Here is a 23,871-nt window from a genome sequence, read left to right on the forward strand (position 1 = left end):
CGTTGGTCGTCGAGCCGACCAACGAAGCGTGGATCGCGGCACGCGCCGCGATGGGCGTGCTGCGCGGCAGCCCGGACGCTTGATCCAGATCAGCGCCATCGGCGTGTATGCGCCGATGATGGCTTCATCCACATCCGTTCAAGGGACATGCCATGTACTCGAACATTCTGGTGGCACTCGACGGCAGCGACACGTCGTCCCGTGCACTCGACGCCGCGCTGGCGCTCGCGGCGCAAACGGGTGCGCGGCTCACACCCGTCTACGTCGTCGATTTCCTCGCGCCGGCCTACGACATGTACGGATACGATCCGTCGATCCTGGTCGATTCATTCCGTGAAGAAGGATTGCGCGTGATCGACGACGCCGCGCGGCGCATGAAGGCGCGCGACGTGGCCGGCACGCCGCAGATCTCCAACGTCGCGCCGGCAGGCGAAGACGTCCCGCACCGGATCGTCGGCGTCGCGGGCGAGATCGGTGCCGATCTGATCGTGATCGGCACGCACGGCCGGCGCGGCTTTCGGCGCCTCTTCCTCGGCAGCGTGGCCGAACGCGTGCTGCGCCAGGCCCGATGCCCGGTCCTGATGATTCCGGCGAGCTGCGCAGCGAAGGCATCCGCCGACGTCACCGCCGCTTTCACCGCAAAGGAGCCGTCATGAGCTACAAGACCCTGCTCGTCCACCTCGACGACAGCGATCGCTGTGCGACGCGCGTCGACCTCGCGCTCCAGCTCGCGGGACGCTGGAACGCGCACTTGATCGGCCTCTACCTGGTCTGCCAGGATCTCTTCGAGCCGTTGCGCCGGCCCGACGAACCGCTCAAGCTGGCCGTCTACGAGCGCCTCTGCGACCAGCGGCGCAAGGAGGCGGAAGAACGCTTCCTGACGGCCGCCGAACGCGCCGGACGCAGCGTCGAATGGCAGGCGCCGGCGGGCAATGCGATCGATGCCGCGATCCTGCACGCGCGCCACGCCGATCTGCTGGTGCTCGGCCAGGAAGATCCGGACGATCGCATGACGTACGTGGCGCGCCATTTCGTCGAGGATGTCGTGATCGGCAGCGGCCGTCCGGCGATCGTCGTGCCGTATGCGGGCGACGTGCGCACGTTCGGCGAGAACGTGCTGATCGGCTGGGACGGCGGGCGCGAGGCCGCGCGTGCGATGGCCGACGCGCTGCCGCTGCTCGCCCGCGCTCGCTTCGTCAACGTCGAGACGGTCGTCCGCGGACAACCCGATCCGGACAGCACGCCTGCCGGCGTCGACGTCGCCGCGTATCTCGAACGACACGGCGTTCGCGCGTCGTTCTCGACGACGCCGCGCGAGCGGTCGGTCGGCGTGGGCGGGACGCTGCTGAACCGCGTGACCGACGTGCATGCGGACCTGCTCGTCATGGGCCTGTACAGCCATACCCGCGCCCACGAGCGCGTGCTGGGCGGAGCCACGCGCACGATCCTCGAGACGATGACGGTGCCGGTGCTGCTGTCTCACTGAACCGGCGGGCGGGTATCGGGCAGCCGGTCGAGGCTGCCCGCTTTCGTCACAACACGGCCGCACCCGCGCCCAGCCCCTCCCGCACGACCAGCACCGGCCGGTCGGCGGTGCGCACCAGCGACTCGGCGACGCTGCCGAGCAACGCGCGGCGCATGCCGCGACGGCCATGCGTGCCCATCACGATCAAGTCCGCGTCGCATTCGGCGGCCGCTCGCGCCAGCACCGACGACACGTCCTCTCCGCACGCGTCGATCGCATGCACCGTGCCGCGCACGCCGCACAGCCGGAACGCCGTCTCGGCATCCGCCACCGCGACCGCGGCCTTGTCCGCGTCCAGCCCGGCCGGGTCGCGCCGGCCGATATAGCCGCTGTCGACGTCCATCAGCCGCGGCGCGTCCGATACCACGCACACGGCGACGATCAAGCCGCCCGACGCGCGGGCGAGCGCGATCGCCTCGTCGAGCGCGAGCCGCGAGCCGCGGCTGCCGTCGAGGGCCGCAAAGATTCGTGCATACATAAAGCCTCCCTGTTGCCGTTCGGTGTCGATCGGCATGCCCACCAGTCTGGGCGCGACGCACATCGTCCGGTTGACGTCGGTCAAGCCCGCACGGCAACGGACGTACGCATCGGTCCCGATTGGCGAATACCGGCAAAACGCGCACAATTTCGGCGCATCGGACATGCTTTCGATGCGACCCTTTGAAGAGACATCGTCCGGTCATCGACGGCCGCCATCCTGTCCGCCGTCCGGAATCGGACGATTGCAACGCTCCGGTCGGAGCCGGATCGACGAACGCCGGCGGGCGCCTGCCCCGCGCGAGCCGGCAAAGGATGCACGCCATGATCAGGGTACTCATTGCGGACGACCACACGCTCGTCCGGGACGGCCTGCGGCACATCCTGCAGAACGCGCGCGACTTCGTCGTGGCGGGAGAAGCCAGCGACAGTGCGTCGACGATCGCGCTGACGCGCGGCACCGAGGCCGAGGTACTGGTGCTCGACCTGTCGATGCCCGGCCGCAACGGCATCGAACTCATCAAGCAGATCAAGGACGAGAAACCGGCGCTGCACATCCTGGTGTTGACGATGCATGCCGAGCAGCAATATGCGGTGCGTGCGTTCCGCGCCGGCGCATCGGGCTACATGACCAAGGAAAGCGCAAGCGCGGAGCTGGTGGCCGCGCTGACGAAAATTGCCGGCGGCGGCGTGTACGTCAGCCTGTCGATGGCGGAGCAATTCGCGCAAAGCCTCAACGAGCCGACCGACCTGTTGCCGCATCAACGGCTGTCCGATCGCGAATTCGACGTGTTCCGGCGCGTGACCTCCGGCGAGTCCATTTCCGAGATCGCGCGGGCGCTGTGCGTGAGCGTCAAGACCGTGAGCACCTACAAGACGCGAATCCTCGAGAAAATGCAGATGGCCAACGATACGGCGCTCGTCCGGTACGCGATGCGCCACAAGCTGTTCGACGATCCTGACGAACTCTGACCGCGACAACCCGCCGCACCGTTGTAGGAATCGTCCTACAAACCTTCGCTATCACCTACCGCATCTTCAATTTCCGCTGATTTCAATCAAGCGTCCGGCTGTCCATACTCCGATCAAGAACAACACACCGGCGTGCCTTCCGGAGCTGCCCGGCCTTGCCGTCCCGTCGCGACTGCATCGTCGGCCCGCCGATCCGGTGGGCGCCGATTCGACCAACCAGGCGGCGACGTGCCTGTCCGCCTGTACGACGGCCAGCGCAACCGCGACGACGCGATCCGCTGCCGCCCCAACCGGAGCAGATCATGCAGAGCCATGCCGAAACCACGACGACGGCGCCGTTGCACCCGTTCATTCCGCTGCATCCCGTCGCGCGGGCGGACCAGCCGAAGCGCACGTCGTCCCGCTGCTCGTCCTGCACGCTGCGCACCGTTTGCATGCCGCGGGAAATGACGCCCGACGAGTTCGCCCGGGTCGACGCGATGATCTGCACGACGCGCCACGTCAAACGCGGTGAAACGCTGTTTCGCGCGGACGACACTTTCCACAGCATCTATGCGGTCAGAACCGGATCGTTCAAGACCGTGATGATGCATCGCGACGGCGACGAGCAGATCACCGGCTTCCAGATCGTCGGCGAAGCGCTCGGGCTCGACGGCGTGCATACCGGACGGCACAACGGCGATGCGATCGCGCTCGAGGACAGTACGGTCTGCATCATTCCGTTCGGCCAGCTCGAGCAGATGTGTCGCGAAGTGCGGCCGATGCAGCATCACGTGTATCAGATGATGAGCGGCGAAATCGTCCGCGAATCGGCGCTGATGGTGCTGCTCGGCACGATGACCGCCGAGCAGCGCGTGGCCGCCTTCCTGCTGAACCTGTCCACCCGCTTCAAGGCGCGCGGCTACTCGGCCGCCGAATTCGTGCTGCGGATGACGCGCGACGAGATCGGCGAGTATCTCGGGATGAAGCTCGAAACGGTCAGCCGCATGCTGTCGAAGTTCCAGCGTGACGGGCTCGTCGCCGCGCAAGGCAAGCAGATCCGCATCGTCGATCCGGAAGGCCTCGGGCGCATCTGAGTGGATCGCGCGAACCGGGCGGGATCAATCGCGCATGCCGAGCACGGCGGCGCCGGACACGCGGCCCCTGCGCAGATCGTCCAGTGCGCGATTCGCATCGGTCAGCGCGTAGCGCACGGCCTCGACCCGCAGCGGCATCGCGGCGGCGATCCGCATGAATTCGACCGCATCGGCACGCGTCAGGTTGGCGACCGATGCGATCCGGCGCTCGCCCCACAGCCACGCGTACGGAAAGCTCGGGATATCGCTCATGTGAATGCCGCCGCATACGACAATCCCGCCTTTGCCGACGGCGCGCAGCGCGGCCGGCACCAGCGTGCCCGCCGGCGCGAAAATGAGCGCGGCGTCGAGCGTTTCCGGCGGTGTTTCGTCGCTGCCACCGGCCCACGCGGCGCCGAGCGACAGCGCGAGCTGTTGTGCCGCGGTATCGCCCGGTTTCGTCAGCGCGAACACCTTGCGCCCCTCGGCATGCGCGACCTGCGCGACGAGATGAGCGGCCGCGCCGAAGCCGTAGATGCCGATGCGACGCGCGTCGCCGGCCATGCGCAAGGTTCGATAGCCGATCAGGCCCGCGCACAGCAACGGCGCGGCTTCCAGATCGGAATAGCGTTGCGGCAGGTGCACGCAATACCGGTGGTCGGCGACCGTGCACTCGGCATACCCGCCGTCGATCGTATAGCCCGTGAAACCCGGGCTGTCGCACAGGTTTTCTCGGCCGGATACGCAATACGCGCAATGCCCGCATGTCGAGCCGAGCCACGGAACGCCGATCCGGTCGCCGACGGAGAACCCCGTCACGCCCTCGCCGAGCACGCGCACCGTTCCCACGATTTCGTGCCCCGGCACCAGCGGCAGCTTCGGGTGCGCGAGCTCGCCGTCGACGACGTGCAGATCGGTTCGACAGACACCGCATGCGTGCACGTCGATCAGCAGCTGGCCCGGCGCCGGCAGCGGATCCGGCATGTGCGCCTCGCGCAAATACGGTGTCGTGCCGTCAAACATCATCGCAAGCATGCTCGCCTCCCGCTCGGTCGTCTTCGTGCTTCGCTGTCCAAGGCTAATCCCGGCGCATCGCGCGCGCATGGCCCGGTGACGGGCGCTTGATGTGGGTCAACGGCTGCCGGACGGTTGCTGACACGATGAGGTGGCATGACGCCGCCCGCGCGGCGTGCCAGGAGATGATCGAATGATATCCGTTCCCCCGCTTGCCGCAAGCGCCCATGTCGACGATCAATTGAAGTCGCTGTTGGCGTACGCGGTGCTGGCTCCGTCCAGCCACAATTCGCAGCCGTGGCGGTTCATCGTCAACGGCGCCACGATCGCTGTCTGTGCGGACCGGGTCCGCGCGTTGCCCGTGGTCGATCCGTTCGACCGCGAACTGATCATCAGTTGCGGCGCGGCATTGCTCAACCTGCGCGTCGCGCTCGATCACGCCGGCCTCGCCCACACGATCAGCACGTTTCCGTCCGAGGTCGACCCCGATCTCCTTGCGCTGGTCCGCGTCTGCGACGACGGCTATTCCGATCCGTCTCTCGGCGGGCTGTTCGACGCGATCCAGGACCGCGTCACGACGCGCGCGCCGTTCGAATCTACCGCGGTGCCCGACGAGATTCAGCGCGAGCTGATCGCGGCCGGTGTCGCGGAAGGCGCCGAGGTCGCGTGCATCGACTCGACCGCACGCCGCGCACGGGTCGCCGAACTGGTTGCGCAGGCCGACCAGCAGCAGTTCGCGGATCCGCGCTTCCGCCGCGAACTGGCGAGCTGGATCGATCCGCGCCGGCGCGTCGACGGCATGCCGGCATTCGCGGCCGGCGTGCCGACGCTGCTGGACTTCGCGGCGCCTGTCGTGACGATGGCGGTGCGAACGTTCGATCTCGGCAACGGGCTGGCCGCGCTCCATCATCAGCTCGTCGGCGCATCGCCTTTGATCGTGTGCCTGTCGACCGTGCGCGACGACCGCGAAGCGTGGCTGGCCGCGGGCCAGGCGCTGGAGCGGATCCTGCTCGTCGCGGCGCGCGCGGGCTATACGGCGTCGTACCTGAACCAGCCGATCGAGACGGCCGCGCTGCGTGCCGACCTGGGCCGGATGCTCGGGCTACACGGCGAGCCGCAGTTGCTGCTGCGGGTGGGCCGCGGCCCGCACACGCCGCATTCGCCCCGTCGCCCGCTCGGCGAAGTGATCTCCTGAGCGCAACCGGCGACGCGCCGCGCGCATTCCGCTCCGGACGAGGAAAACATGAACATCACGCGCTGCTCCGCTTTCTCTTTCTTTCTGCTCGCTGCCATGGCCGGAACGGCGGTCGCGCAAACGACCGTGCCCGAGCCGACCGAGCTCGTCAATGCGCAGCACTGCATGTTCTGCCACACGCCCGACATGACGTTCCTCGGGCCGTCGTTCCACGACATCGCCGCGCGCTACCGCGGCGATCCTCACGCGGCCGCCGAACTGGAACGCAAGTTGCGCGTCGGCGGCCCCGCGCATTGGGGCGACACGCCGATGCCGTCCGCGATCGATCGCGGCGGGCCGCTGTCTGCCGACGACGCGCATCAGCTCGTCCAATGGGTGTTGAGTCAGTGACCGTGCGCACGATAGTCAAACGCGCTCCTGCCGGCATGGCGCGCGGCGGCGCGCGCGGCAAGCGGGTACGCGCCCGGCCCGAATCGCCCGCCAGCCTCGACGACATCCCGCGGCCGTCTCGTCGAGGGCGGCATCTCGCCAGCCATCCGGACTGCACGCCCGGCGACGCGGACACGTCGTTGCTGCATCGCGCGACCATGCGCGGTATCCGGCTGCAGCTCGACTACTGGAACGCCGAAGCGCGCCTGCAACACGAGCGTATCGGCCATGCCGTCGTGATCTACGGCAGCACGCGCATCGTCGCGCCCGCCGTCGCGAACGCACGGCTCGCCGAAGCGAACCGCCTGCTCGCGCTGCGTCCGCGTGACCCGGGCCGGCGTCGTGCCGTCGCGGTCGCCAGCCGTCTCCTCGAGCACAGCGCGTACTACCGCGTCGCACGCGAATTCGGCCGTATCGTCGGTCATGCCGACCGGCGCGCGCGTACGGCGCGCCTCGCAATCGTCACGGGCGGTGGCCCCGGCATCATGGAGGCCGCCAATCGCGGCGCCTACGAGCGCGGCGCCCCGAGCATCGGCTTCAATATCGAGCTGCCGCACGAACAGGCGCCGAATCCGTACATCACGCCGGATCTGTGCTTCCGGTTCCACTACTTCGCGATTCGCAAGCTTCACCTGCTCGAGCGCGCCAAGGCAGCCGTGTTTTTCCCCGGCGGATACGGCACGTTCGACGAACTGTTCGAGGTCCTGACGCTGCTGCAGACGCGCAAGATCGCGCCGCTGCCGGTTGTCCTGGTCGGCGAAGCGTACTGGCGGCGTGCCGTCGATCTGGCGTTTCTCGCGGACGAAGGGATGATCGACCGCCGCGACCTCGAACTGTTCACCTACTGCGAATCCGCCGCCGATATCTGGCACGCGATCGGATCCTGGTATGCACGGTGCCGCGCCGGGCGGGCGGCCCGACGAAGCCCTTCGCCGAAGCCGTCCGCCGTGTAGGAATCCGCCGACGGCCTCCGCTCGATTCCTACTACAACTTCGGGACACGCCGATTGAATCGCGCATGCACGCCAACGATACTGAAATCACGGATAACGGCTCCCGGCATACCGATCGCGAGCCCTCAGGAGAGACGTCATGTCACACGCTACCCAGCCTGCCGATTCGGGCAATCCGTCCGGTCGGTCCGATGCAGCAGCGCTCGACACGCCGGCATTGGTCACCCTCGCCCGCGATGCCGGCATGCTCGTGATCCTCGACGGCCAGATCGGACGGGAACGGTACGAAAGCGTGACGGGATCGATCGCCACGCTCGCCCGCTTCGCGCAGGCGCTGCAACGTTCGGCGCTCAAGGCTGCATGAAACCGGGCGCGATCGAAGCCGTGCCGCGCGCCGACTCAATGCCGATGAACTGGCCCTCACGGATCGGGCCGCCCCTTTTGCCCGGATATCCGCTGAATGAAGCGGCGATGAACCTGCTCCGCTCCGGACGCATCGCACGCATGTTCCCGGTGGGGCGTTGCTCGCGAACTATCGGTGTGCATGGTTATCGCGCGATCTCTATGCGGGCATCGCGCTTTCCGCCGTGCTGGTAGGGGCCGGTGAAGGATCGCCTGCGCGCCTACGGGCTGTTCGACGTGTTCGGCGCGGCCAGCTTCTTTCCGACCGTGACCGATGCCGTTGCGCATCACGTCCAGCGGAATGGCGAGCACGGCATGCGTTCCGCGTCATCGCCGCCCGCGCGGAAAAGGATGGGCGGCTAGACGCTTGAAGATGGGCGGCCGCCACGCGCATCGCGTCGAGCCGGGAGAAGCGGTCGGCTTCTGTCCGACAACCTTACTCGACGACCAGGTCGTCGACGACGGCGCGCACGCCCCGCGCCGACCACGCGGCGCCGCGCACGGCCTTGCGTTCGGAGAACGAGCCGACCTTGCCGGACAACCGGACGGTGCCGTCACGCACCTCGATCGCGATGTGTTTCGCCTCGCGCTCCGCGTGGCGCATGATCGCGCGCTTGATGCTGCCGCCGATGTCGGCCGAGCCGACCGCCCCCTGCACGACGATGCGGTCGGTCACGCCGGTCACGCTGCGCATCTGCGAGATCGCGCGCACGGCCAGATGGCTCTGATATGCCCATTCGACCCGGCCGGACAGCGTGATCCAGCCGTGCTCGACCTGCACCTTGACCGCGTCGTCATGCAGCCCGACCGTCCAGTGCAGCACCGAGCGCACGGCATTCGCGATGTCCTCGTCGGTGCGGACGTCGTCGTTCGGCAGATGCACGGTCATGTCGACGACGAGCGCCTTGACACCGGCCACGCGGTTCGCCGCACGCTCGATCGCGAGTTTCTCCGCATAGCTCGGCGGGTGACCCGAAAGCGTCACGATCCGGTCGGACACCTCGACACCGATTCGTGTCGCGTCGATTGCCGGGTCGGATTCCAGCTCGTCCTGAACGTCCTGTTTCAACTGCTTGTCGGTTTTCATCGTCTGCACTCCCGTGAGCCGCGGCGCGCTTGTCCGCCGTACACGGCCAGATTTGCACACGCGCGGCCCCGCGTTGCTGATGCAGGTCAACGGATGCCCTGTGCCGGGCTTCGCGGCTCGTGCATGGGTCGCTTGACGAAGGTCAAGCCGGTGCGGCCCGGCCGTCTTATCGTGAGATCGCCGATGCGCGACGTGTCCGGCTCGCGCAGCGATGCCCGAAGGAGATTCACATGACGGAACAGCAACTGTTGGCCTATTCGCCGGCGCCTCCGGCGCTGCCGGCGCCGCCGCAAGGGGCGTCGCCGGCCATCATCGATCTGCCGCGCCCGACCCTCGACGGCGGCACGCCGTTGATGACGGCACTCGCAACGAGAATGAGTTCACGCGAATTCACCGCCACGCCGCTCTCGCCTGCGACGCTCGGCGAATTGCTGTGGGCCGCGGACGGCATCAACCGGCCGGCAAGCGGCGGTCGTACGGCGCCGTCCGCGCACGCGTTCAATGAAATCGACCTCTACGTCGCGCTGCCGCACGGCGTTTACCGCTACGACGCGCCCGCGCATCGGCTCGTGCTGAAACACGCGGCCGATGCACGCAACCTGACGGGGTACCAGGACTTCGTGGGCCGCGCGCCACTCGATCTCGTCTACGTAGTGCGGACCGCCGCGATCCTCGACATGCCGCCGCCGCAACGCGACGTGTTCTCGGCCATCGCGGCGGGCGCCATCGCACAGAACGTTTCGCTCTACTGTGCGGCAGCCGGCCTCGGCACGGTCGTGCGCGGCTGGATCAATCATCGCGTGCTCGCCGACGCGTTGCGGCTGAATGAGGACGAACTGCCGATCCTCGCGCAGACCGTCGGATACCGTGCCGGCGGGACGGTATCGGCGGCGTGAGCGCACGTGGACGGTTGAAAGAAACGGCGCGCGGATGGCTCCGCGCGCCGTCATCCTCCCTTCGAGCGACGCGTGCCCCGCGTCGCCCGGCGTCTGCCTCCCGATCAGCTGATCGTCAGCTTCTTCTGCCCGACCGGCGCCTTCTTCGGCAGCGTCAGCGACAGCACGCCGTCCTGATACGTCGCCGTCGCGTTCGCGTCGTCGATCTCGCCAGACAGCGAGAACGACCGGCCGATCGCGCCGCTGTAGCGCTCGCGCCGGATCACGCGCTCGCCATCCTTCTGCTCGTTGTTGCGCTCGACCTTCGCGTTGATCGTGACGGTTCGGCCCGTCACCTGGACATCGATATCCTCCTTCGCGACGCCCGGCAACTCCGCATTGACCTTGTAGGCATTGTCGCTTTCCGTCACGTCGATCTTCATCGACGCAAGATCGGGTTCGTCCGTCGTCGCCACGCCGCGCAGCGGCCTGAACAGCCCCTGAAACAGGTCGGAGACGGGTTCGATCGAAAACGGATCGTAACGCGTGAGGTGGGTCATGGTTCGCACTCCTCGTACGGTTGACATGCAGCAGCGCTTTCGTCCGGCCAGCGCGGTGCCGTGATGCGGATCGGACTGGCGCGGCATCGCGTGCCGCGCAACGGACGAAGGATCCCTTCGAAATCAGCGTATCCGCTCACACCGTCACGCGCTTGATACGCGTCAATGACCCACGGCGATCACGTACAGAACCGGAAAAATCCGCTGTGAAGCAGGATCGGCCTGCCGTCCATTTCCTCGAGCAGGCAGCGCGCCGCGCGTTCGATCGCGGAGCGATGGTGCGCGAATGCGTCGACAAGATCCTGTTCGCGCGGCGATGCCGCCCGAAAGTGATCTTCCAGCGCTTCCGCGGTGATCGCGCAGCGCACGCGTCGGCCTTCGACCACGGCCGGAAAGGCCAGTGCCGGGTCTTGACCGCAATACGTCGGCGGTTCGGAAGGAAAAGTTATCTGCATGACGATCCCCTGGGCAGGTTGCGTGCCGACCGTCGCCCGACCCGGGCGGCCGGACCCGTTATCGGGCACGGCGACGCTAGGCTGCCGCGACGGCAGCCGGCGCGGCATCGTCGCCGCGTACGAGCAGGACCGGACAACGCGAACCGCGCAGGAAACGTTCGGCTACGCTGCCGAGGACCAGCCGGCGGACGCCGCGCCGCCCGTGCGTGCCGACCACGGCGAGATCGATCGACCGTTCGACGACATAGCGTTGCAGCCGCTCGGCGATATCCACGCCGGGTTCGGTCTCGATGATTTCGGTATCGCCGTTGACGGCCGCATGCGAGATGGCCCGCTCCGCGCTTCGCAACACGGCCGCGCCATCGCGCCGAACCTCGTCGAGCAGGGCACCCGGGTCCATGCGTCCGGCGTACGTGATCAGAAGCGATTGGTCGACGACGAAAACGGCGAACAGGCGCGCGCCACATGACCGGGCAACCTTCAAGCCCTCTTCAAGCGCCAGATTCGAAGAAGGACTGCCGTCGACGGCGACCATGATGTTCGTGTACATACCGACCTCGCTGGATGACTGGACGCGCCGGTGGCGTTCGGCGTTGTTTCATCATCAGCGCTCGCTGGAAACCGGCGTTGACCGAAGTCAACGGTTTGAAGCGATATGAGCCGACGCGGGAGGCGCTCCGTTATCGAGGGTCGACCGGCAGCGTCGGCGTGCCCGTTGGGCGCTCGTACGTCGCGAAACCGCGCTCGATTTCAAGGATCTTCGACGCGCATGCATCGTATTGCCAGCCGGGGCCGCCATCGGTGCCGTACATGCCCTTGCACATCGCCTTGAGCCGGATCACCGCGCCGCCGTCGCCCGATACCGTGCGCGACGCCCATAGATACACTTCTCCGGCGAAATGCGATTGCGCGGTTTCGATCCTGTCCGCGCTGAATCGCGTGATACGGGTCGACGAATGCGCGTCGATGTAGCCCCGTGCGAGCTGCCATGCACGGTCGCATTCGGGCGGCGTCGAACACTGCAGCGCGGCAGCCTCCCGTGCCGCCTGCAATTGCGTTTCGGTCGACCGGAACGCCGCCCCCTGCCCTACACCGGCGCAAGCGCCCAGCGCGAGCGCGGCGCCGATGATCCACGTCAGATGTTTCATTGCCCATGCCTCATCACGCGGCGACTCGCGCGTGCCATCGGGCGCCGCCTTGTGCGAGCGCCGGCGTCCACTGTATTGCCGGCAGCGCGAATGCGATTGACCTGCGTCAATCGCCGCCCTGCGTTGCCGATCGCGGACTGCCCTTCGTCGCCACGAGAAAATGCTTTCCACCATTCCTTGGTTTGAGCGGTGCGGCGCAGCCCGTAGCATGGGCGCGTCACCCATCCTCCAGCATCGGAATGTCCGCGCAAACAGACAAGGTCGTCCATTGGCTGCTGTCCAGCCTGGAGCCGAAAAGCCAGCTTTTCCACGTCGGCCAGTATTGCGGCGACTGGCAGGCATCCACCGCCGGCCGTGCGAAAGCGAGCTTCCACATCCTCCTTCACGGATCGGCGTGGCTGCACTTCGCCGACGGCCGCGACAGCATCCCGGTCGCCGAAGGTGAAGCCGTCTTTCTGCTGCGCGACGTGCCGCACGGCTTGTCGCCGAGCCCGGTCAATCCGCACGCCTGTGCGGTCGCGGGCAGCCATCCGCTCGAGCGACGCGGGTCGATGCAACCGCTCGACCCGTCAATCGACGGCAGCGTCGGCCTCGCCTGCGGTTTCATCGAATTCCAGTCCACCGTGTCGCGCGCGATCGTGTCGCTCTTTCCCGAATACCTGATCGTACGGCGCGGCGACGACGCCTATCGCGGCATCCATGGGCTGTTCGATCTGATTCGCGCCGAAGGGCGTCATGGCGTCGACGCGCCGTCCCCGCTGATCGACAAGCTGGTCGAACTGCTGCTGTTCTACGCGGTGCGGGACGCCGCGGGGCACGATACCGTCGCCAGCGGGCTCGCGTCGCTGATGCAGCGGACCGGTTTCGGCACGCTCGTCGCCGCGATCATCGACGCGCCGGCCGACGCATGGACCACGGAATCGATGGCCGCGTTCGCGAACATGTCGCGCACCGCGTTCTGCAAGCATTTCAGCGAAGCATCCGGCCATCCACCGATGCAGTTCGTCACGATGGTGCGGATGCGGCTCGCGGCGGACCTGCTGCAACAAGGCTTGCCGATTTCACGGGCGGGCGAACTGGTGGGCTATCAGTCGGAGTCGGCGTTCGCGCATGCGTTCAAGCGCACGATGGGCATGCAACCCGGCGCATGGCGCCGCGACCGCGACGACGCGTCGCCATCGGCAGCCCGCCTGCACTAGCCGGCCGTCGCGGCGCGCGGCGCGGGACGAACGCACAGGAATCGCGGATGTTCGCGCATTGTCCGGCGGCGGCGGCGCCTCGACAATGATCTCACTGCCCCTCCGGAGAATCCTGTGAGCCGCCTGCCTTTGCTTACCGTCGAAACCGCCCCCGCGGCCAGCCAGCCGTTCCTGGAAAAATCGCAGCGCGCGAACGGTTTCCTGCCGAACCTCGTGCGCTCGCTCGCGAACGCGCCGGTCGCGCTCGAAACCTACCTGACCGTCGCGGAGATCAACGGCCGCGCGGGCCTCACATTCGCCGAGCGCGAAGCCGTGCAGATCACCGCGGCCGCCGTCCACGGCTGTGCATTCTGCGTGGCCGGACACACCGCCGCCGCGCTGAAAAAAGCCCATGTCGATCGCGCCGACGTCGACGCACTGCGCGACGGCGAACCGGTCGCCGAGCCGCGGCTGGAAGCCGTCGCGGCTTTCACGCGCGCCGTGATCGCGACGCGCGGCGGCGTGACCGACGACGCGCTCGACGCGTTCCTGGCCGCCGGCTTCACCGAAGCGAACGCGCTCGAAGTGGTGCTGGGCGTGAGCCTCGCGACGCTGTGCAACTTCGCGAACAATCTGTCGCGTAACGAACTCAACCCCGAACTGGCGGCATACCGATGGGAACCCCGGACACAAGCCGCCTGACGGCGCCCGCACTCGACGCGTCGCTGGTCGACTGGCTCGACGCGAACGCCACGCAGCTCGACACGAGCGCCGCGCTGAAGGCGGAGGTCGTGCCGCGTCTCGCGGCCGCCGGCCTGTTCCGGACCGGCGTGCCCGCGAGCCTCGGTGGCGCGGGCGGCGCCACCACGGACGCCATCGCCGGCATCGCCGCGGTGGCCGAGCATTCGCTGACCGCCGCCTTCGTGCTGTGGGGCCAGCGCAGTTTCATCGAATATCTGCTGCAAAGCCCGAATGCCGCGCTGCGCGAGCGCTGGCTGCCGGCGCTGCTCGACGGCCGTTGCGCCGGCGCGAGCGGCCTGTCGAACGCGATGAAATACCTGTCCGGCATCGAGTCGCTTCAGATCGACGCGACGCCGCACGCAGAAGGCGCCGACGACTGGCGGATGACCGGCCGGATGGCGTGGGTGACGAACCTGCGCGCGCCACGGTTCGTGGTGGCGGCCGCCGTCACGTTCGGCGATGAGCGCCCGTCCGCGATCGTCGCGATTCCGGATGACGCGCCGGGCCTGACCCGCAGCGCCGATCTCGACCTGATCGCGCTGCGCGGCAGCAACACCGCCGCGCTGCATCTCGACGGCGTAGCGACCGACGCCGCGTGGCTGATCCATCCGGACGCGCAAACCTTCCTGCCGGCGGTGCGACCGGCCTTCCTCGGCTTGCAGTGCGGGCTGTCGATCGGGCTCGCGCGGCGCGCGCTGGCCGAAGCGCGGCGCGCGGCGGAAACGACGCGCGGCATTCTCGGCCCCGAAGTCGAAGCCTGCGCGGCCGAACTGACCGCCGCCTGCGCGCACCTGTCGGCCGGCCTCGCCGACGGCAGCCTGCGCGCGCATCCGAACCGCCTGTTCGAGCTGCGCATCGCGCTCGCGACGCACGTGGCCACCGCCGTGAACCTCGAACTCGAGGCGAGCGGCGGCCGCGGCTATCTGCGTGATGCGGGGCTCGGCTTCGAACGACGCTGGCGCGAAGCGGCGTTCATTCCGATCGTCACGCCGAGCGTCGTGCAGTTGAAGGCGCAACTCGCCGCGCAGGCGCGGAGCATCGCCGCATGACGCCGCCGCTGCTGGACGCTCGCCATCTGACGCTCGGCTACGACGGCGAGCGGCGCAATACCGTCCTGGCCGATGTGTCACTGTCGGTCGATCGCGGCGAAATCGTCGCGTTGATCGGCCCGAGCGGCACCGGCAAGTCGAGCCTGTTGCGCGCACTGGCCGGGCTGGAGCGGCCGCAATCCGGCACCGTGTCGGTCGACGGTACGACGTTGCAGGGCCCGCACCCGCGGATCGCGATCGCGTTTCAGGACCCATGCCTGCTGCCGTGGCTGTCGACCGAAAAGAACGTCGCATTCGGGCTCGCCTTCGAACATCAGGAGCGCCTCACGCGCGAACAGCAACGCGAACGCGTCCGCTCGGCGCTGCAGGCGGTCGGGCTCGAAGCCGCCGCGTCGCTGCGTCCGGCCCAGCTTTCCGGCGGGATGGCGCAGCGCGCGGCGCTGGCGCGCGCACTCGCGCGTCAGCCGCACGCGCTGCTGCTCGACGAGCCGTTCTCGGCGCTCGACGAAGTGACGCGCGCCGCGATGCAGCAGTTGCTGGTCAACGTCGTGTCGACGACACGCTGCGCGACGGTGCTCGTGACGCACGATATCGACGAGGCGCTGCTCGTGGCCGATCGCATCGTGCTGCTCGGCACGCAAGGCCGCCTCATCGATGCATGGCACGTCGATTTCCCGCACCCGCGCGATGCGTTCGTCACCGAACTCGGCACGATGCGCATCGACATCCTGAAGGCGTTGCAGGCCGGCATGAAGCGTCCGCACGCGTCCGAACTCCCCTCCCTGAACTGACCCGACCCGCCTATCCATGTGCCAGATTCCGATGTCGCGCCGCGAATGGCTGAAGCTTGCGGCCCTGTTCACCGCGACGGGGGCCGCCCCGTTGCTGTCGATGACGAACGCGCACGCCGCGGCAGAACCGGATGCGCCGGTTCGCATCGGCTATCTGCCGATCACCGACGCGGCCCCGTTGCTGGTCGCCCACAACAACGGCTATTTCGCGTCCGAAGGGCTGACGGTCGAACCGCCGAAGCTGTTGCGCAGCTGGGCGCAGCTCGTCGAAGCATTCCTGTCCGGCCAGGTCAACGTCGTGCACCTGCTGTCGCCGATGACGCTGTGGGCGCGCTACGGCAGCCGCGCGCCGGCGAAGGTGGTCGCGTGGAACCACGTGAACGGCTCCGGGCTGACGGTCGCGCCCGACATCGATTCGCTGCGCGATCTCGGCGGCAAGACCGTCGCGATTCCGTTCTGGTATTCGATTCACAACGTCGTGCTGCAGGACATGCTGCGCCAGCAGGGGCTCACACCCGTGCTCAAGCGGCGCGGCACGCCTGCGGCGAACGAAGTCAACCTGGTCGTGATGGCGCCGTCGGACATGCTGCCCGCGCTCGCCGCGCGCCAGATCGCCGGGTATATCGTCGCGGAGCCGTTCAACGCGACCGCGGAATTGATGAAGATCGGCAAGATTCTGCGCTTCACCGGCGATGTGTGGAAAAACCATGCGTGCTGCGTCGTGTTCATGCACGAGAACGATCTGACGCAGCGGCCCGCGTGGTCGCAAAAGGTCGTCGACGCGATCGTGAAGGCGCAGCTGTGGGCGCGCGCGCATCCGCAGGACACCGCGCAGTTGCTGTCGAAGGACGGCGCGCACCGCTATTCGCCGCATACGCTCGCGTCGCTCGAGCGCGTGCTGGTGCCGTCGGCGTCGCTGGCCGACGCCTACCGGGCGAGCGGCGCGATCCGCCATGCCGACTGGCACGCGAAGCGGATCGACTTCCAGCCGTATCCGTTCCCGAGCTATACCGAGGCGCTGGTTCAACGCCTGAAGCGCACGGTGGTCGACGGCGACAGCGGCTTCCTCGCGTCGCTCGACCCGGCGTTCGCGGCCCGCGATCTCGTCGACACCCGCTTCGTGCGCAAGAGCATCGAGGCAGTCGGCGGGCTGAGCGCATTCGGTCAAGCAGGCGCGTTCCAGCGCGAGGAGATCATCGTTGTCTGATGCGCTCGCCACCCGCCGCTCATCGGCACCCGACACGCACCGGGACGTCGGTTCCCGCTTGCCGGCACGCGTGGCCGCGGGTTGGCTCGGCGTCGCCGGGCTCGTTGCGACGGTCGCCGTGTGGTGGGCTGCGATCCACGGGTTGACCGAGCCCGGCTCGCTCGGCCGGCAGTTCGCGCCGGACCGCGCGTTCGCCAGCCTGCGGTCGCTGTGCGCGGACGATCATCTCGTCGAACACGCGCTCGTCAGCCTGCGACGCATCGGCGTCGGGCTCGGGGCGGCGCTGCTGGCCGGCGTCCCGCTCGGGCTGCTGATCGGCCGCGTGCAATGGGTCGAGCGGATGCTGTCGCCGACGTTCCAGTTCCTGCGCATGGTGTCGCCGCTGTCGTGGATGCCGCTCGCGGTCATGTCGTTCGGCATCGGCGATCGTGCGATCTACTTCCTGCTCGGATTCGCCGCGTTGTGGCCGGTGCTGATGAGCACGGCGGCCGGCGTCATGCAGATCGACCGGCGCTGGCTGCAACTCGGCGCCAGTCTCGCGGCCACCCGCCGCGAGCTGCTGGTGCATATCGTGCTGCCCGCCATCGCGGGGCCGCTGCTCAACGGCATCCGGCTCGCGATCGGCATTCTGTGGATCGTGCTGGTGCCGGCCGAGATGCTCGGCGTCAACGCGGGCCTCGGCTACCTGATCCTCGACACGCGCGACCGGCTCGCGTATGCCGAACTGACCGCGGTGATCGTCGTCATCGGTGCGCTCGGCTTCACGCTGGACGGCATCGCGCGGTTATTGACCCGCGCGCTGCTGGCGTCCGACCGCTAGCGCCGCTCACGCGATACGCGGCAATCGGACGAACCGTGTGCCGCGGGCGGCTCAATTCCACGCATGCCGCGCCGGGCGTGCGCCGTTCAGATAGTAGTTGCCGACGAGGTGATATTTCCAGCGCACCGGGTCGTGCAGCGTATGCGTGCGCGCGTTGCGCCAATGCCGGTCGAGGTTGTGCTCGGCGAGCGTCGACTGCGTGCCGGCCAGCTCGAACAGCTTCTCCCCCGCGAGCAGCGCGACCTCGGTCGTCAGCACCTTCGCCTCGCCGACCGCGACGGACGCCCGCGCGACATCGTCTTCCGTCACGTCGCCCTTTGCCGCGATCTCGTCGAGCGTGCGCGCCGCGCGTTCCAGCAACGCGTCGGCCGCATGCAGCTGGATGTGCAGCCGGCCGATTTCGCGAATCGTCAGCGGATCGTCCACCGCCCGCTCGACGCCGCTGTCGACCCACGGCCGCGTGCGGGTCCGCACGAATGCGAGCGTATCGTCGATCGCCGCCTTCGCGATGCCCGCGTCGATCGCCGCCTGGATGATCTGCGACAGCGGGCCGTTGAGCGTCGGCACGTCCGACACGCGTTGCGCGGGCAGCACGTGCGACGCGGGGATGCGCACCGCATCGAGCACGACCGTGCCGCTCGCGGTCGTGCGCTGCCCGAATCCCGACCAGTCGTCGATCACGGTCAGCCCCGGCGTCGGTTGCGGTATGTACGCGAGCCAGGCCTGCTGCGCGTCGTCGAGGCCGAGCACCGGCACGTAGTGCGCGAACAGCGCGCCGGTCGAATAGAACTTCGTGCCGTCGACCACATAGTCGTCGCCGTCGCGGCGCACGCGCGTCTTCAGGTCGAGCACGTGCTTCGTGCCCTTCTCCGAGAATCCGTTGCCGAACCGCTTGCCGCTCAGCACTTCGGCGAAGAAATGACGCTTCTGCGCGTCGGTGCCGACGAGCGTGATCACGTCGATCAACCCGAAATGATTCTGCGGAAGCTGCCCGAGCGACGCATCGGCCGCGGCGACGATCTTGATCACCTCGGTGAGCGTCACGTGCGACACGCCCGCGCCGCCGTATGCCTTCGGCACCGTGATCGCCCACAGCCCCGACTGCGAGAACCATTCGATTTCCTCGCGCGGCAGCCGGCGCTCGCGATCGCGCTCGGCGGCCCCTTGCGCGAGGCGTTGCGCCAGTGCATGCGCGACCGCGATCGCTTCCGCATCGTCCGCAATCACGCGGGCCAGCTGGGGTTGCGCATCGGCCGGCCGCTCCTGAATCGTCGCGCTCGTGTCTGACATCGGGTTCTCCTGTCGAATGGCGAAAGCATTCAATCTAGCAGCGCCGCGCGGGCCGGAAAACCGAGCGATTCTCGAAACGATATTCCTTGGGAGAACAAACGACGTCGCAACGGATGCACGCGAATCGGCGCTTCGACGTCGCAATGGACGCGAGAACGTCGATGCGTGCCCGCGCGGCGTCGGTAATACGTAGCGACGATAACGATCCGAGAATCCGTTATTGGAACGCCCGCGTCGCGCTTCCTATACTGTGCTCCCGGCGCACACGGCCACGCCCTTCGAGGAAATCCGCATGACTTCGTCGCACGCAGCTTTCGACCTTTCCACCGGTACCGATTACGACGCGCTCGCGAGCCGGTTCCGGCCGATCTTCGAGCGTATCGCCGCCGGCACCGCCGAGCGCGAACGCAACCGCGAATTGCCGCACGAGGCGATCGGCTGGCTGAAGTCCGCAGGCTTCGGCGCGATCCGCCTGCCGGCCAGCGCCGGCGGCGCGGGCGCATCGCTGCCGCAGTTGTTCCGGCTGCTGACCGAGCTCGCCGCAGCCGATTCCAATTTGCCGCAGGCGTTGCGCGGGCATTTCGCGTTCGTCGAGGACTGGCTGAACGCGCCGGCCGGGCCGCAGCGCACGGCCTGGTTCGACCGCTTCGCGAGCGGCCAGCTCGTCGGCAATGCATGGTCGGAGGCCGGCGACGTACCGCTCGGCCAGACCGTCACGAAGGTGTCGGAGCAGAACGGCCGGCTCGTGCTGAACGGCAGGAAGTTCTATAGCACCGGCAGCCTGTTCGCCGACTGGATCGACGTGTTCGCGCAGCGCGCGCACGACGGCAGCGACGTGATCGTCGCCGTCGCGACCGCGCAGCCCGGCGTGATCCGCGACGACGACTGGGACGGCTTCGGCCAGACCACCACCGGCAGCGGCACGACGCGTTTCGAGAATGCGGCGGTCGACGCGGACAACGTGATCGATTTCGCGCGCCGCTTCAAGTACCAGACCGCGTTCTACCAGTTGTTCCACGTCGCGACGCTGGCCGGCATCGGCCACGCGATCGTGCGCGACGCGGGCGAGCTCGTGCGCAACCGCACGCGCGTGTACAGCCACGGCAACGCGCAGCGTGCCGGCGACGACGCGCAGCTACAGCAGGTGATCGGCGAAATCGCGTCATGGGCGTACGCGGCCGACGCGCTCGCGCTGCGCGCCGCGCAACCGCTTCAGCAAGCCTATGAAGCGCGCTTCGGCGGCGACGAAGCGGCCGAGCAGGCCGCGAACGTCGCGGCCGAAATCGAATCCGCGCAAAGCCAGCTCGTCGTGTCCGAACTCGTGCTGCGCGCGGCGACGCGCCTGTTCGACGCGCTCGGCGCATCCGCGACCCGCAGCACGACCGCGCTCGATCGCCACTGGCGCAACGCGCGCACGGTGTCGTCGCACAACCCGCTCGTGTACAAGGCGCGCATCGTCGGCGACTGGATCATCAACGGCCGCACGCCGCCGTTCGTCTGGCGTGTCGGCAACGGTGCGGGCGCCCATGCGCAGGCCGGCGCGGAAACGGGGGCCGCGCAATGAGCAAGACCATCCGCTTCAACGCATTCGAGATGAACTGCGTGGGCCATCAGTCGCCGGGCCTGTGGGCGCATCCGCGCGACCGCTCGTGGCAGTACAAGGATCTCGATTACTGGACCGACCTCGCGCGCGTGCTGGAGCGCGGGATCTTCGATGCAATCTTCATCGCGGACGTGATCGGCTACTACGACGTGTACAAGGGCAGCAACTATCACGCGCTGCACCAGGCCGCGCAGATCCCGGTCAACGATCCGCTGCAACTGGCCGCGCCGATCGCGATGGCGACCGAGCATCTCGGCATCGGCATCACCGCGTCGACGACGTTCGAACACCCGTACACGTTCGCGCGCCGGCTGTCGACCGCCGATCATCATACGAAGGGGCGGCTCGCGTGGAACATCGTCACGTCGTACCTGGAGAGCGGCGCGAAGAACGTCGGCGATCACGGGCTGCGCACGCACGACGACCGCTATGCGGTCGCGGCCGAATACGTCGAGGTGCTGTACAAGCTGTTCGAGGGCAGTTGGGAAGATGGCGCGGTGGTGCGCGATCGCGACGGCCGCGTGTTCACGCATCCCGAGAAAGTGCACGAGATCGGCCACAAGGGCCGCTTCTTCGACGTGCCCGGCTATCACCTGTGCGAGCCGTCGCCGCAGCGCACGCCGGTGCTGTTCCAGGCCGGCGCGTCGGGCCCCGGCAAGGCGTTCGCCGCGCAGCACGCCGAATGCGTGTTCGTCGCCGCGCCGACGCGCGACCAGCTCGCGCGCTACGTCGCCGACGTGCGTGCGCGGGCCGCGGCCGCCGGGCGCGATCCGGCGAAGGTGCTGATCTACAACCTCGTCACGGTGATCGTCGACGAGACCGACGAGAAGGCGCAGGCCAAGTTCGACGAGTATCGGCGCTACGTGTCGTACGACGGCTCGCTGGTGTTCATGTCCGGCTGGACCGGCATCGACTTCGGCCAGTACGCGCCGACCGATCCCGTCAGGCGCGTCGAAACGAATGCGATCGTGTCCGCCGTCGAGCACCTGTCGGGCGGCGACACCGCGTGGACGATCGAGGCGCTGGCGGCGTGGGGCGGCATCGGCGGGATGGGCCCGGTGTTCGTCGGGTCGGCGGCGACCGTCGCGGACATCCTGCAGGAATGGGTAGCCGCGACCGACGTGGACGGCTTCAATCTCGCGTATGCAGTCGCGCATGAAACCTTCGAGGACGTCGTGCGCTATCTCGTGCCGGAGTTGCAGCGCCGCGGCGTGTATCCGACCGCGTATGCGCCGGGCACGCTGCGCGAAAAACTGTTCGGCGGGTCGGCCCGGTTGCCGGACGAACATCCGGCCGCGCAGTTTCGCGATATCGAACAGGTCAAGCGCGCGGCCGAGCGGGAAGCGGTCAGCGCGTAACGCGCACTATGTCGAAGCCGGTCTGTCCGCGTACGCGTGACCGGCTTCAGTATTCCGTAGGAACGGCTTCGTGCAGTCTGACGAAGCCGTTCGTGTTTTCGGGGAGCGGCGAGCGCCCCCGGGTCAAGGCTTACGCGGCGCTTTCGTCGTCGACGTCGTGCGCCGTCGGTTCATACCGCACGATCAGCAGAAACACGATCGGCGTGACCGCGCTGACCGCGACGACCCAGAACATGTCGGTGCCGAGGCGGGCCTGCAGGATCGGCAGCACGAACAGCGCGAGCGCCTGGCCGATGCCGCACAGCGATCGCCCGAAGCCGACGCCGGTGCCGCGGATCGCGGCCGGATACGACAGCGTCGGATAGATCATCATCTGCGCACCCGGCCCGAAACCTTCGGCGAACAGCCACGTGCCGAGCATCAGCAGCACGACGCCGACCGCAAGTGCACCATGCGGATGCCCTGCGAGCGCCAGCGCGACGAGCGCGACCGTTTGCAGCGCGAACCCCGCGATCGCGACATGCCGTGACGCGTACCGATACGCGAGACGCATGCCGAGCAAGCCGCCGGTGAACGCGAACAGCACGTTCAACGCGAGCGATGCCGCGATCGTCTCGAACACGCCCGCGCCGAGAAATTGCGACAGGATCGACGGCAGGAAGAATGCGATCGCCGTGTATTCGAACGGGATGCACAGGTTCATCACGCTGGCGACGATCGTGCGCCCCAGATACGGACGCTGGAACAGCACGCGAATCCGCACGGGCGGCGGGCTCGGCTCGCGTTGCGCGTCCTCCGCCTCGTGCGCGTGAATGCCGTACGACTTGAGCAGGATGCGCGCGGCGCTGGCCAGGTCGCCCTGATTCGCGGCCCACAGCGGCGATTCGTTCATGAAGCGGTTGCGGAACAGGATGATGACGAGCGCCGGCACCGCGCCGAAAATCAGCGACGCGCGCCACAGCCAGCCCGCATGCTCGGCCGGCAGCAAGAAATACAGGCCGAAGATCAGCAGGAAGCACACCGACGACGCGACATACCACATCGGGCACCACGCGGCGAGCCGCGACGCCTTGTTGCCACGGCCGTTGAACTTAGAGAATTCCGCGAGAAACGCCATCGCGACGGGCAGGTCGATGCCGACGCCGAGCCCCATCACGAAGCGGGCGGTGATCAGCACCCAGACGTTCGGCGCGAGCCCGGCCGCGATCGCCGCGACCACGAAGAACAGCATGTCGGCCATGAACACCTGATAGCGGCCGATCCGGTCGGTCAGCCAGCCGCCGATCAGGCTGCCGAAGATCGTACCGATCATGATCGCCGACCCGACCAGCCCGGTCAGCGCGGGCGTCAGACCGAATTCGCGCGCCACGTCGTCGATGCCGTAGGACAGCGTCGTCAGGTCGTACGCGTCGAGAAACACGCCGCCGAGCGCCAGCAGCACGATCATCCGTGCGTGGCTCACCGAACTGTCCACCGTATTGATCAGGCGCGCGACGTCGCTGGCCGAGCGGATGGGAGAAGAAACCGGTGTGACCGGGCTCAGATCGATCGAACTCATCGGATTCCTTAATTTGGTGCCGAACACGCGGCAAGGTCGTCGTGAAGCCGGGAACCGGGCTGATGCCTGCGCAACCATCGCGGCGCCGAGCGAATGCGGCCCGCTGCCGCCGGGTTCCGGCAGCGGAAAT

The 23,871-nt window shown here is 68.0% G+C and carries 26 protein-coding genes; 17 read left to right on the forward strand and 9 right to left on the reverse strand.

From position 1 onward, the window contains the following. The first annotated feature begins 152 nt into the window (after positions 1–152). The gene (locus CFB81_RS32830; protein WP_089437925.1) at positions 153–656 is read left to right on the forward strand and encodes a universal stress protein; all 504 of its coding nucleotides are present in this window, start codon (positions 153–155) and stop codon (positions 654–656) included. After that, positions 653–1,486: a universal stress protein gene (locus tag CFB81_RS32835; RefSeq protein ID WP_069620004.1), complete on the forward strand. Its 834-nt coding sequence runs from the start codon at positions 653–655 to the stop codon at positions 1,484–1,486. The genes CFB81_RS32830 and CFB81_RS32835 overlap by 4 nt, the downstream gene beginning before the upstream one ends. A 46-nt stretch (positions 1,487–1,532) precedes the next feature. On the opposite strand, the gene CFB81_RS32840 is transcribed toward CFB81_RS32835, so the two are convergent. Next, positions 1,533–2,003 (reverse strand): universal stress protein, encoded by a 471-nt coding sequence (locus CFB81_RS32840; RefSeq protein ID WP_089438170.1) that lies wholly within the window; start codon positions 2,001–2,003, stop codon positions 1,533–1,535. Between the two features lie 323 nt (positions 2,004–2,326). Here CFB81_RS32840 and CFB81_RS32845 point away from each other — a divergent pair, with 323 nt between their 5' ends. Both CFB81_RS32845 and fnr read left to right on the forward strand, forming a co-directional pair. Next, the gene (locus CFB81_RS32845; RefSeq protein ID WP_069620002.1) at positions 2,327–2,974 is read left to right on the forward strand and encodes a response regulator transcription factor; all 648 of its coding nucleotides are present in this window, start codon (positions 2,327–2,329) and stop codon (positions 2,972–2,974) included. 302 nt (positions 2,975–3,276) lie between these two features. Continuing rightward, positions 3,277–4,050 carry a fumarate/nitrate reduction transcriptional regulator Fnr gene (gene fnr, locus CFB81_RS32850; protein WP_089437926.1) on the forward strand — a complete coding sequence of 258 codons (774 nt, stop codon included), beginning with the start codon at positions 3,277–3,279 and terminating at the stop codon, positions 4,048–4,050. Positions 4,051–4,074: 24 nt separating this feature from the next. On the opposite strand, the gene CFB81_RS32855 is transcribed toward fnr, so the two are convergent. Continuing rightward, entirely contained in the window at positions 4,075–5,064 is a 990-nt protein-coding gene (locus tag CFB81_RS32855; protein ID WP_089437927.1) for a zinc-dependent alcohol dehydrogenase family protein, read from the reverse strand. Positions 5,065–5,236: 172 nt separating this feature from the next. Between CFB81_RS32855 and CFB81_RS32860 the strand changes: the two genes are divergently transcribed. From CFB81_RS32860 to CFB81_RS32875, 4 genes are all read left to right on the forward strand, one after another. Then, entirely contained in the window at positions 5,237–6,238 is a 1,002-nt protein-coding gene (locus CFB81_RS32860) for a nitroreductase family protein (RefSeq protein WP_069619999.1), read from the forward strand. A 48-nt stretch (positions 6,239–6,286) separates the two neighbouring features. Further along, the gene (locus CFB81_RS32865; RefSeq protein ID WP_179234997.1) at positions 6,287–6,628 is read left to right on the forward strand and encodes a c-type cytochrome; all 342 of its coding nucleotides are present in this window, start codon (positions 6,287–6,289) and stop codon (positions 6,626–6,628) included. A 2-nt stretch (positions 6,629–6,630) separates the two neighbouring features. Continuing rightward, positions 6,631–7,620, forward strand: a complete 990-nt coding sequence (locus CFB81_RS32870) for a TIGR00730 family Rossman fold protein (RefSeq protein ID WP_256976409.1) — start codon at positions 6,631–6,633, stop codon at positions 7,618–7,620. A gap of 138 nt (positions 7,621–7,758) precedes the next feature. Further along, positions 7,759–7,983 carry a hypothetical protein gene (locus tag CFB81_RS32875; protein ID WP_089437929.1) on the forward strand — a complete coding sequence of 75 codons (225 nt, stop codon included), beginning with the start codon at positions 7,759–7,761 and terminating at the stop codon, positions 7,981–7,983. Positions 7,984–8,457: 474 nt separating this feature from the next. Here CFB81_RS32875 and CFB81_RS32880 read toward each other — a convergent pair whose 3' ends face one another. Continuing rightward, complete coding sequence (locus tag CFB81_RS32880; protein ID WP_089438172.1) at positions 8,458–9,108, reverse strand: BON domain-containing protein; 651 nt, start codon at positions 9,106–9,108, stop codon at positions 8,458–8,460. 230 nt (positions 9,109–9,338) lie between these two features. Between CFB81_RS32880 and CFB81_RS32885 the strand changes: the two genes are divergently transcribed. Continuing rightward, positions 9,339–10,004 carry a nitroreductase family protein gene (locus CFB81_RS32885; protein ID WP_069619995.1) on the forward strand — a complete coding sequence of 222 codons (666 nt, stop codon included), beginning with the start codon at positions 9,339–9,341 and terminating at the stop codon, positions 10,002–10,004. A gap of 104 nt (positions 10,005–10,108) precedes the next feature. Here the strand turns inward: CFB81_RS32885 and CFB81_RS32890 are convergent, their stop codons facing one another. The 4 genes from CFB81_RS32890 to CFB81_RS32905 form a co-directional block, all read right to left on the reverse strand. After that, on the reverse strand, positions 10,109–10,543 hold the full coding sequence (locus tag CFB81_RS32890; protein WP_069619994.1) for an Hsp20/alpha crystallin family protein: 435 nt from the start codon (positions 10,541–10,543) through the stop codon (positions 10,109–10,111). 179 nt (positions 10,544–10,722) lie between these two features. Next, positions 10,723–10,998 (reverse strand): DUF1488 domain-containing protein, encoded by a 276-nt coding sequence (locus CFB81_RS32895; protein ID WP_089438173.1) that lies wholly within the window; start codon positions 10,996–10,998, stop codon positions 10,723–10,725. A 76-nt stretch (positions 10,999–11,074) separates the two neighbouring features. Beyond that, entirely contained in the window at positions 11,075–11,548 is a 474-nt protein-coding gene (locus CFB81_RS32900; protein ID WP_089437930.1) for a universal stress protein, read from the reverse strand. 130 nt (positions 11,549–11,678) lie between these two features. Beyond that, complete coding sequence (locus CFB81_RS32905) at positions 11,679–12,146, reverse strand: hypothetical protein (RefSeq protein ID WP_089437931.1); 468 nt, start codon at positions 12,144–12,146, stop codon at positions 11,679–11,681. 239 nt (positions 12,147–12,385) lie between these two features. On the opposite strand from CFB81_RS32905, the gene CFB81_RS32910 reads away from it, so the two are divergent. The 6 genes from CFB81_RS32910 to CFB81_RS32935 all read left to right on the forward strand — a co-directional run bounded on the left by CFB81_RS32910 (position 12,386) and on the right by CFB81_RS32935 (position 17,932). After that, positions 12,386–13,345, forward strand: coding sequence for an AraC family transcriptional regulator (locus CFB81_RS32910; protein WP_069619990.1), 960 nt, complete (start codon positions 12,386–12,388; stop codon positions 13,343–13,345). Between the two features lie 114 nt (positions 13,346–13,459). Then, positions 13,460–14,026, forward strand: coding sequence for a carboxymuconolactone decarboxylase family protein (locus CFB81_RS32915; protein ID WP_069619989.1), 567 nt, complete (start codon positions 13,460–13,462; stop codon positions 14,024–14,026). Next, entirely contained in the window at positions 13,999–15,114 is a 1,116-nt protein-coding gene (locus CFB81_RS32920; protein ID WP_089437932.1) for an acyl-CoA dehydrogenase family protein, read from the forward strand. Before CFB81_RS32915 ends, CFB81_RS32920 begins: the two co-directional genes overlap by 28 nt. Further along, entirely contained in the window at positions 15,111–15,905 is a 795-nt protein-coding gene (locus CFB81_RS32925) for an ABC transporter ATP-binding protein (RefSeq protein ID WP_089437933.1), read from the forward strand. The genes CFB81_RS32920 and CFB81_RS32925 overlap by 4 nt, the downstream gene beginning before the upstream one ends. Positions 15,906–15,921: 16 nt before the next feature. Further along, complete coding sequence (locus CFB81_RS32930) at positions 15,922–17,112, forward strand: ABC transporter substrate-binding protein (RefSeq protein ID WP_089437934.1); 1,191 nt, start codon at positions 15,922–15,924, stop codon at positions 17,110–17,112. After that, the gene (locus tag CFB81_RS32935) at positions 17,105–17,932 is read left to right on the forward strand and encodes an ABC transporter permease (protein ID WP_069619985.1); all 828 of its coding nucleotides are present in this window, start codon (positions 17,105–17,107) and stop codon (positions 17,930–17,932) included. The genes CFB81_RS32930 and CFB81_RS32935 overlap by 8 nt, the downstream gene beginning before the upstream one ends. 51 nt (positions 17,933–17,983) lie before the next feature. Here the strand turns inward: CFB81_RS32935 and CFB81_RS32940 are convergent, their stop codons facing one another. Further along, positions 17,984–19,222: an SfnB family sulfur acquisition oxidoreductase gene (locus tag CFB81_RS32940; protein WP_089437935.1), complete on the reverse strand. Its 1,239-nt coding sequence runs from the start codon at positions 19,220–19,222 to the stop codon at positions 17,984–17,986. 292 nt (positions 19,223–19,514) lie between these two features. Between CFB81_RS32940 and CFB81_RS32945 the strand changes: the two genes are divergently transcribed. Together CFB81_RS32945 and CFB81_RS32950 are read left to right on the forward strand one after the other, a co-directional pair. Next, positions 19,515–20,786 (forward strand): acyl-CoA dehydrogenase family protein, encoded by a 1,272-nt coding sequence (locus CFB81_RS32945; RefSeq protein WP_089438174.1) that lies wholly within the window; start codon positions 19,515–19,517, stop codon positions 20,784–20,786. Beyond that, on the forward strand, positions 20,783–22,183 hold the full coding sequence (locus tag CFB81_RS32950; protein ID WP_089437936.1) for an LLM class flavin-dependent oxidoreductase: 1,401 nt from the start codon (positions 20,783–20,785) through the stop codon (positions 22,181–22,183). The genes CFB81_RS32945 and CFB81_RS32950 overlap by 4 nt, the downstream gene beginning before the upstream one ends. A gap of 130 nt (positions 22,184–22,313) precedes the next feature. Here the strand turns inward: CFB81_RS32950 and CFB81_RS32955 are convergent, their stop codons facing one another. Beyond that, positions 22,314–23,741 (reverse strand): MFS transporter, encoded by a 1,428-nt coding sequence (locus CFB81_RS32955; protein WP_089437937.1) that lies wholly within the window; start codon positions 23,739–23,741, stop codon positions 22,314–22,316. Positions 23,742–23,871 lie beyond the last annotated feature (130 nt).

It is taken from the genome of Burkholderia sp. AU28863 (genome assembly GCF_002223195.1).
GTDB classification, from domain to species: Bacteria; Pseudomonadota; Gammaproteobacteria; order Burkholderiales; family Burkholderiaceae; genus Burkholderia; species Burkholderia sola.

Bases quoted from the DNA above. Each gene is read 5' to 3' on its own strand.
- CFB81_RS32950 (WP_089437936.1), top strand. From the start codon at position 20,783: ATGAGCAAGACCATCCGCTTCAACGCATTCGAGATGAACTGCGTGGGC.
- CFB81_RS32890 (WP_069619994.1), bottom strand. From the start codon at position 10,543: ATGACCCACCTCACGCGTTACGATCCGTTTTCGATCGAACCCGTCTCC.
- CFB81_RS32865 (WP_179234997.1), top strand. From the start codon at position 6,287: ATGAACATCACGCGCTGCTCCGCTTTCTCTTTCTTTCTGCTCGCTGCC.
- CFB81_RS32925 (WP_089437933.1), top strand. From the start codon at position 15,111: ATGACGCCGCCGCTGCTGGACGCTCGCCATCTGACGCTCGGCTACGAC.
- CFB81_RS32830 (WP_089437925.1), top strand. From the start codon at position 153: ATGTACTCGAACATTCTGGTGGCACTCGACGGCAGCGACACGTCGTCC.
- CFB81_RS32840 (WP_089438170.1), bottom strand. From the start codon at position 2,003: ATGTATGCACGAATCTTTGCGGCCCTCGACGGCAGCCGCGGCTCGCGG.
- CFB81_RS32845 (WP_069620002.1), top strand. From the start codon at position 2,327: ATGATCAGGGTACTCATTGCGGACGACCACACGCTCGTCCGGGACGGC.
- CFB81_RS32920 (WP_089437932.1), top strand. From the start codon at position 13,999: ATGGGAACCCCGGACACAAGCCGCCTGACGGCGCCCGCACTCGACGCG.
- CFB81_RS32855 (WP_089437927.1), bottom strand. From the start codon at position 5,064: ATGCTTGCGATGATGTTTGACGGCACGACACCGTATTTGCGCGAGGCG.
- CFB81_RS32880 (WP_089438172.1), bottom strand. From the start codon at position 9,108: ATGAAAACCGACAAGCAGTTGAAACAGGACGTTCAGGACGAGCTGGAA.
- CFB81_RS32940 (WP_089437935.1), bottom strand. From the start codon at position 19,222: ATGTCAGACACGAGCGCGACGATTCAGGAGCGGCCGGCCGATGCGCAA.
- fnr (WP_089437926.1), top strand. From the start codon at position 3,277: ATGCAGAGCCATGCCGAAACCACGACGACGGCGCCGTTGCACCCGTTC.
- CFB81_RS32945 (WP_089438174.1), top strand. From the start codon at position 19,515: ATGACTTCGTCGCACGCAGCTTTCGACCTTTCCACCGGTACCGATTAC.
- CFB81_RS32895 (WP_089438173.1), bottom strand. From the start codon at position 10,998: ATGCAGATAACTTTTCCTTCCGAACCGCCGACGTATTGCGGTCAAGAC.
- CFB81_RS32905 (WP_089437931.1), bottom strand. From the start codon at position 12,146: ATGAAACATCTGACGTGGATCATCGGCGCCGCGCTCGCGCTGGGCGCT.
- CFB81_RS32875 (WP_089437929.1), top strand. From the start codon at position 7,759: ATGTCACACGCTACCCAGCCTGCCGATTCGGGCAATCCGTCCGGTCGG.
- CFB81_RS32910 (WP_069619990.1), top strand. From the start codon at position 12,386: ATGTCCGCGCAAACAGACAAGGTCGTCCATTGGCTGCTGTCCAGCCTG.
- CFB81_RS32930 (WP_089437934.1), top strand. From the start codon at position 15,922: ATGTGCCAGATTCCGATGTCGCGCCGCGAATGGCTGAAGCTTGCGGCC.
- CFB81_RS32835 (WP_069620004.1), top strand. From the start codon at position 653: ATGAGCTACAAGACCCTGCTCGTCCACCTCGACGACAGCGATCGCTGT.
- CFB81_RS32860 (WP_069619999.1), top strand. From the start codon at position 5,237: ATGATATCCGTTCCCCCGCTTGCCGCAAGCGCCCATGTCGACGATCAA.
- CFB81_RS32955 (WP_089437937.1), bottom strand. From the start codon at position 23,741: ATGAGTTCGATCGATCTGAGCCCGGTCACACCGGTTTCTTCTCCCATC.
- CFB81_RS32900 (WP_089437930.1), bottom strand. From the start codon at position 11,548: ATGTACACGAACATCATGGTCGCCGTCGACGGCAGTCCTTCTTCGAAT.
- CFB81_RS32885 (WP_069619995.1), top strand. From the start codon at position 9,339: ATGACGGAACAGCAACTGTTGGCCTATTCGCCGGCGCCTCCGGCGCTG.